This window comes from Pelagirhabdus alkalitolerans, assembly GCF_900096905.1.
GTDB classification, from domain to species: domain Bacteria; phylum Bacillota; class Bacilli; order Bacillales; family Amphibacillaceae; genus Pelagirhabdus; species Pelagirhabdus alkalitolerans.
The window spans coordinates 464,798-472,070 of sequence record NZ_FMYI01000002.1 but is presented as its reverse complement, the minus strand read 5'-3'; the positions used below and the strand labels follow the sequence as shown (position 1 = coordinate 472,070).

Below are 7,273 nucleotides of genomic sequence, written 5' to 3'. Positions count from 1 at the left end.
GCAAGGCATCCTAGAACAAACACCAGCATTAATACAGGAAAAGCGAAAGAGTCCCCCACCTAAGCACTTTGTCGAAAAGTTAAAAGACAGTGCAGCAGAAGCAACACGAGATAATTTAGGCTATCTAAAATCAGCGGTTGGAAAACCAATTACAAACGCACTAAAAGGATTACGAGGCATTTAAAAAAAGGCGAAAAAGTTGATGCCCTACCCATGAATAAAACGGTGTAAACGCTATCATTGTGTGGCTTAAAACGATATAAAATAAGGGACTTAAAAAAACTCCCACAAGTACTTGACGCAATCAATTATTACAATTAAATTTCAAATCTAATTAGTATGTGATAGATTTAATTTATTAGGAGGGATAAGATATGGCTATTTTAGACTGTAGTGATGGTAACACTGCAATTAATTCATTAGCAAAAATTTATAATGTTTCAAATAATGATATAATGAACTTCTTGTTTACTAAAATACATGAGGTTGTAAGTTATCCGCAAAAGTATGATGAAATATACGATATTAACGAACTCCACAGTTATTTGTTTGGTAAATCATGTTCTGGTCTTAATATTCAATCCATTATTGTATTCCATCTTACTACAGATTTTGTAAAAGAAAGCATTGAAGCAAACGGGCTTATTAACTTGTATGACATCGGAAAGTCAGATAACTTTCTAAGAAATTATTTAGCAAACCATGATGTTAATATTGAAAGTAATAAAGGGCAAATAGAGATTTCCTATCAAAACAGGCCGATAAAATGTGATAATTCTCTATATAATAGAAGATTAAGAAAAGATCACTGCATAAATGGTTTTTTGTATAATAATGAAATTGAGGAAGATTCAAATGTTAAACATCTTATCGAATGTCCTGAAATTGTACAAAACATTTCTGAGTGTGTTAAGTGTGTAGATTTAAAAAGAGACTGGAAAGGTAATCCAATTATAGTTAAATTTAAAGTAGGTCTAAGACACTTAAATATAAGAGATACTGGAAACTGGTCAATGGAAACCGAAAAAGAGTTAGAAGAACATTTAATTCTTAACACATTAAACTATATACTTAACTGGTTACACAATGATTTGGAGCATTACTCTAATAAAATGATATTCTTAAAAGAAAACTATTCTGTACCTCCAGAGGATATAGTTGATTTTTTAGAATTAGAAAAACTAAATATTTCAAGTTGAAAGTTACTCTTAATAGGTAGCTTATTTTATATCTAGGAAAAAGCTTGCAATCAATCACTAGATTTTATACAATTAAGCCAACAAATAAATACTTTAGAGACGATAAATATATTGACTCTTAACAAGTATAAAGTACGGGAAATCCCTACATACCAACGTTAATTTTAAGTATAATTATTTACTAATTCCGAATTCATTGCCGTGGTTGCTGATCATTTACGATTAGAATATCGAGCGAGTTAACAATAAATAGCGTATAAAAACCTCCACATTGTCTCATGATAATGAAAAAGGAGGTTTTTTTATGAAAAAAATAGTCATGACAGTCTTGGTTTTGTTTATGTTAAGTCCATTGTTGTTAATGGCAGAGGATGTGTATATTGTTCGTTCGGGGGATTCGTTATGGAAAATAGCTCAACGATTTGAAATTGGGTTATCAGAAATCATAAACAATAACCAACAAATTGACAATCCAGATCTGATCTACCCCAATGACAGGATCAAAATACCGAATAAAGATGACGTCAAACAAGTCGAAAATTTAGTCGCTGATCTAACGAATGAGAGACGAATTGAAAATGGATTACCAGCGCTTGAACTAGACTGGCAGCTATCACGAGTGGCACGACATAAGTCGAAAGATATGGCAGATTATAATTACTTTAGCCATGAAAGTCCCAATTATGGGTCTCCGTTTAATATGATGGATCAATTTGGGATTTCATACAACCAAGCAGCAGAAAATATAGCAAGAGGACAAACGAGTCCTGAAATGGTCGTTAATGATTGGATGAACTCACCGGGGCATCGTGATAATATCTTGGGTGATTTTACACATATCGGTGTTGGTTATGTTGAGGATGGCAATTACTGGACGCAAATGTTTATAAAACGGTAAATCTCCTGAAATGATTCCAAATCAATTGAAAATATAGTATCTCTCCATGATAAGCGCGCTTTCGTTCAAAAATCGTGTAATTCGTATTAAATAATCTGAATTTTGTTATAACAATCACTTTCATTTTATGATACTATTTTAATATTAGAAAAAAATATTGGAGTTGTATAAAAATGAAGGTAGCAAAATTTGGGGGAAGCTCAGTTGCGAGTGCTGAGCAATTAAAGAAGGTCGCTCGTATTATAGAATCAGATGAATCGAGACGTGTTGTCGTTGTTTCAGCACCCGGTAAACGTGATGATGCGGACACAAAAGTTACAGATTTATTAATTGAGTTAGGACAAGCTTTTCAGAATGGGGAAGACACAACAGATGAACTGAATGCTGTACTTAGTCGCTTCAAGCAAATTATTACAGAGCTTGATCTAACCGATCGTGTACTTAAAGACATTAAAGAAGATGTTCATAAACTGTTTACTGAAGGTGGAGACATTGACTTTAAGCTTGAGGCGTTAAAAGCTATAGGCGAAGATTCCTTAGCAAAGGTATTAAGTGAATACCTTGTTAAAGTAGGGATGGATGCAACCTATTTAAATCCTAAAGATGCAGGTATTATGTTAAGTGATGAACCTGGTAGTGCACAAATTTTAGATGAAAGTTTTGATCATATTTACAATATCCGAAAACGTGATCAGATTGTTGTTATTCCAGGTTTCTTCGGGTATACAAAAGAAGGAAAACTTGTCACCTTCTCTCGTGGTGGCTCGGATATTACAGGATCGATTGTAGCAGCAGGTGTTGAAGCTGAGCTCTATGAGAACTTTACAGATGTAGATTCTGTTTATTGTGTTAATCCACAAATCGTTCATAATCCTAAAGAGATCACATCGCTTACTTACAAAGAAATGCGTGAATTGTCGTATGCTGGTTTTTCAGTTTTCCATGCTGAAGCTTTGATTCCAGCCTTTAAAGCTGAAATCCCAGTAAGTATTAAGAATACGAACAATCCAAATGCACTTGGAACCATTATTGTGTCTCGTAAAGAAGTACGTGGTGATCCTGTCGTTGGGATTGCAAGTGATAAAGGGTTTATGAGTTTATACGTGAGTAAATATTTGATGAATAGAGAAGTCGGTTTTGGTCGTCGATTGCTTAATATCCTTGAAGATGAAGGCATTTCCTACGAACACACACCATCTGGTATTGATGACTTGTCTGTCATTATCCGCGAGAATCAGATGGATGAAGAAAAAGAACAAGTCGTCATCAACCGTATCAATCAAGAGCTTAATCCTGATACGGTATATACAGAAAGAGGCTTGGCGCTAATCATGGTTGTAGGTGAGGAAATGCACTGTCACGTTGGAACAGCAGCTAAAGCAGCTCAGGCGATTGGAGATGCTGGTGTAAATATTGAGATGATTAATCAAGGTTCATCAGAAGTATCATTAATGTTCGGAATAAAAGAAGCCGGTGTGAAGAAAGCTGTTCAATCCTTGTATAATGCTTTTTTTGAGTAAAGAAATATAAAAGAACGAGTATGTGTTGAATATCAATGCATACTCGTTCTTTTATATACGTTAAAATTATGACCTAATCTTAATATCTTATATAAATTATTCTTGCAAATTATTGGATTAAGCGATACGATAAAAGTGTACAATTAATTAAAAATCGTCATTTAAATAAAGGAGTTTTTTTATGGTTAAAAATTATGACCTAGTCATATTGGGTGGTGGTATTGGCGGTTACACCTCAGCTATCAGAGCAAAGCAACTAGGATTGACGGTTGCATTAGTTGAGGCGGATAAGTTAGGTGGAACATGCTTACATAAAGGCTGTATTCCATCAAAGGTGTTTTTAAAAAGTGCATCTGTTTATCAAACCATATCCAAAAGTGATGATTTCGGGATTGAATCTGGTGATGTGGGCATTCATTTAGGTGCCATTCAAAATCGAAAAAATCAAGTCATTAACACGCTGTACGAAGGTGTTAAGCACTTAATGAAAAAACATAAAATTGATATATTTGACGGGTTTGGCCGTTTATTAGGTCCGTCCATATTCTCCCCTGTTGCAGGTGCTGTATCTGTTGAATTTGATGATGAGCGTGAAAATGAAGTTCTTGTTGGGGAAAATGTCATAATTGCTTCAGGAAGTAAACCAAAGTCACTCTCTAATTTACCTTTTGATCACAAATTTGTTTTATCTAGTGATGATATGTTTTATTTAGATCAATTACCTTTTTCAATCGTCATTGTCGGTGGCGGTGTCATTGGCATTGAGTGGGCCTCGATGTTGGCTGATTTTGATGTCCAGGTAACCGTGGTCGAAGCGGCCTCATCAATTTTACCTGAGTTTGATCATGATCTGTCAAATGAGTTAAGAAACAGATTGCAAAAAAAAGGAATCACCATATATGAAGAAACCAAAGTCAGAAATTATAAACAAACAAATCAAACCTTATCAGTTGAGATAGAGAACAATGCAGAAACAATAAACCTTGAAGCAGAACGCTTACTTGTATCTGTTGGACGTGAAGCGAATATTGAACAGATTGGGTTAGAGAATACATCCATTCAATTAACAGAATCAAACACGATCAAAGTAAATGAGAATTACCAAACAAAAGAATCACATATTTATGCGATTGGAGATTGTATTGGTGGCGCACAACTTGCACATGTAGCAGGAAATGAAGGAAAAATCGCTGTGGGTCATCTCGCGAATCAACTAGAAAATGAATTGTATTCTAAATTAGTCGTTGGTTGTGTTTATAGTTCACCAGAAGTTGCGATGGTAGGATTGACCGAGAATGAAGCCAAGCAACAAGGTTTAGATATTATTGTTAAGAAGTGTCCGTTTAGTGCAATTGGAAAAGCACATATTAATGGTGACTACTCTGGGTTTATAAAACTTATTGTGGATCGCCAATCAAAAGATGTTATAGGCGTTCATATGATCGGAAGTACGGTAACAGAGTTAATTTCAGAAGCAGGGTTAAGCATGATTTTAAATGCAGAAGCTTCAGAAATTGCTAGTCTTGCACATCCTCACCCTTCATTGAGTGAAGCGTTCCAGGAAGCGTCTCTTTCAATAGACGATCAAATGATCCATGGTTAACACATTAATAAATTCTATTTAAAGGCTTTGTATGAAAGGAAGGGAACAAATGATGAATAAACATGAAAAATTAGGCTTATCAGATGATGATGTCCTTGAAATGTATCGACTCATATTGACGGCAAGACGTGTTGATGAGCGAATGTGGTTACTGAATAGAGCGGGGAAAATTCCATTTGTTGTTTCATGTCAAGGACAAGAAGTACAGCAAGTGGCAGCTAGTTTTGCGTTAAATCGAGACCGAGATTATTCAGCACCTTATTATCGTGATGTAGGGGTTGTCCTTGCAATGGGCATGACCGTAAAAGAATTAATGTTACAAGCTTTTGCAAAAGCAGAAGATCCAAATTCAGGCGGACGTCAAATGCCAGGTCATTTTGGTCATAAACGCCTGCGTATGTTGAGTGGTTCATCACCTGTCACAACACAAGTACCACATGCTGTAGGGGTTGCGCTAGCAACTCGATTATCAAATGATCCAGCTGTTAGCTTTGTCACTTTAGGTGAGGGATCATCTAATCAAGGTGATTTCCATGAAGGGTGCAACTTTGCAGCTGTCCATAAATTACCTGTGATCGTCATGGTGGAAAACAATCAATATGCCATATCAGTGGGACTAGGTGATCAAGTGGCTTGTGAGAAGATTTCTGATCGCGCAAAAGGTTATGGTATGTATGGTGAAACCGTTGATGGTAATGATCCTTTCGATGTGTACCGAGCTGTTAAAGAGGCACACGATCGTGCCAAAAATCAAGAAGGTCCATCATTAATTGAGGCTGTAAGCTATCGTTTAACACCTCACTCAAGTGATGACGATGATTCTAGTTATCGGTCTCAGGAAGAAGTTGAAAAAGCGAAAGAAAATGATGGCTTAATTCACTTTAGAAATTACTTAAAAGAGCAAAATATTTTAACTGACGAAGTTGAAGAAGAAATAGAGACGAAGTTAAAAGAAGAAATTGATGAGGCAACAGATTACGCAGATCAGGCACCGTATGCATCCGAGGATACGCTTTACGATCATGTCTATCAGACGAAAGGAGTTAACTAAATGGCACAAGTCACATATATTGAAGCAATCAATCAAGCGATGACAGAAGAAATGGAACGTGATCAACGTGTATTTGTATTAGGAGAAGACGTTGGTAAACGTGGTGGTGTCTTTAGAGCGACAGATGGTTTGTATGACAAATTCGGAAAAGAACGCGTTATTGATGCGCCGCTTGCTGAATCTGCGATCACAGGTGTTGGAATTGGTGCAGCAATGTACGGGATGCATCCTATTGCTGAGATTCAATTTGCCGATTTTATATTACCAGCTGTTAATCAAATTATTTCTGAAGCAGCTAAAATGCGTTATCGTTCAAATGGTGATTGGTCATGTCCGATCACTGTTAGGGCGCCTTTCGGTGGAGGGATCCATGGTGCCCTTTATCACTCGCAATCGATCGAATCAGTATTTGCTAATCAGCCAGGTTTGAAGATCGTGATTCCATCCAATCCTAAAGATGCAAAAGGACTGCTGAAATCAGCGATTCGTGATGAAGATCCTGTCTTGTTCTTTGAACATAAAAAAGCGTATCGTTTATTGAAAGAAGAATTACCAGAAGAAGAAGTGTTAACGCCAATTGGAAAAGCAAATCAAGTGCTACAAGGCGATGATATAACCGTCATCACATATGGATTGATGGTACATTATGCAAAAGAAGCAGCAAAAGAGTTAAGTGAGGAAAAAGGTGTATCTGTTAATTTAATTGATTTAAGAACCGTGTATCCACTGGATCAAGAATCGATTATAGAAGCGGCGAATCATACAGGAAAAGTGCTTTTAATTACAGAGGATAATAAAGAAGGAAGCATCATCGGTGAAGTAAGTGCGATTATCGCTGAGCATTGCTTATTCGAACTAGATGCTCCGATTAAACGATTAGCAGGACCTGACGTTCCATCTATGCCTTATGCGAGTACTCTAGAAAAAGCATTTATGGTTAATCAAGATAAAATTAAAGATGCAATGTTAGAACTTGCATTATTTTAATGCTATGGAGGAATA

Annotated in this window: 7 protein-coding genes; all 7 read left to right on the top strand. The window is 36.1% G+C overall.

The genetic code is table 11. The features are described from left to right. The coding region (locus tag BLR62_RS12440) for a hypothetical protein (protein WP_425438858.1) at nucleotides 1-184 on the top strand (184 nt) is incomplete at its 5' end. A gap of 190 nt (nucleotides 185-374) precedes the next feature. Beyond that, the gene (locus BLR62_RS04565; RefSeq protein WP_090793760.1) at nucleotides 375-1,199 is read left to right on the top strand and encodes a hypothetical protein; all 825 of its coding nucleotides are present in this window, start codon (nucleotides 375-377) and stop codon (nucleotides 1,197-1,199) included. Between the two features lie 304 nt (nucleotides 1,200-1,503). Beyond that, nucleotides 1,504-2,097 carry a CAP domain-containing protein gene (locus tag BLR62_RS04560; protein WP_090793758.1) on the top strand — a complete coding sequence of 198 codons (594 nt, stop codon included), beginning with the start codon at nucleotides 1,504-1,506 and terminating at the stop codon, nucleotides 2,095-2,097. Nucleotides 2,098-2,270: 173 nt separating this feature from the next. Next, nucleotides 2,271-3,617, top strand: coding sequence for an aspartate kinase (locus BLR62_RS04555; RefSeq protein ID WP_090793755.1), 1,347 nt, complete (start codon nucleotides 2,271-2,273; stop codon nucleotides 3,615-3,617). A gap of 181 nt (nucleotides 3,618-3,798) precedes the next feature. Further along, nucleotides 3,799-5,220 carry a dihydrolipoyl dehydrogenase gene (gene lpdA, locus BLR62_RS04550; protein ID WP_090793752.1) on the top strand — a complete coding sequence of 474 codons (1,422 nt, stop codon included), beginning with the start codon at nucleotides 3,799-3,801 and terminating at the stop codon, nucleotides 5,218-5,220. 52 nt (nucleotides 5,221-5,272) lie between these two features. Next, a complete protein-coding gene (locus BLR62_RS04545; protein ID WP_090793803.1) occupies nucleotides 5,273-6,271 on the top strand; it encodes a thiamine pyrophosphate-dependent dehydrogenase E1 component subunit alpha in 999 nt (332 codons plus the stop codon). After that, complete coding sequence (locus BLR62_RS04540; RefSeq protein ID WP_090793749.1) at nucleotides 6,272-7,258, top strand: alpha-ketoacid dehydrogenase subunit beta; 987 nt, start codon at nucleotides 6,272-6,274, stop codon at nucleotides 7,256-7,258. The last annotated feature ends 15 nt before the right edge of the window (nucleotides 7,259-7,273 follow it).

What these genes read in the sequence shown, in the direction of transcription:
- BLR62_RS04565 (WP_090793760.1), top strand. Translation starts at nt 375, where the DNA reads ATGGCTATTTTAGACTGTAGTGATGGTAACACTGCAATTAATTCATTA.
- BLR62_RS04560 (WP_090793758.1), top strand. Translation starts at nt 1,504, where the DNA reads ATGAAAAAAATAGTCATGACAGTCTTGGTTTTGTTTATGTTAAGTCCA.
- BLR62_RS04555 (WP_090793755.1), top strand. Translation starts at nt 2,271, where the DNA reads ATGAAGGTAGCAAAATTTGGGGGAAGCTCAGTTGCGAGTGCTGAGCAA.
- lpdA (WP_090793752.1), top strand. Translation starts at nt 3,799, where the DNA reads ATGGTTAAAAATTATGACCTAGTCATATTGGGTGGTGGTATTGGCGGT.
- BLR62_RS04545 (WP_090793803.1), top strand. Translation starts at nt 5,273, where the DNA reads ATGAATAAACATGAAAAATTAGGCTTATCAGATGATGATGTCCTTGAA.
- BLR62_RS04540 (WP_090793749.1), top strand. Translation starts at nt 6,272, where the DNA reads ATGGCACAAGTCACATATATTGAAGCAATCAATCAAGCGATGACAGAA.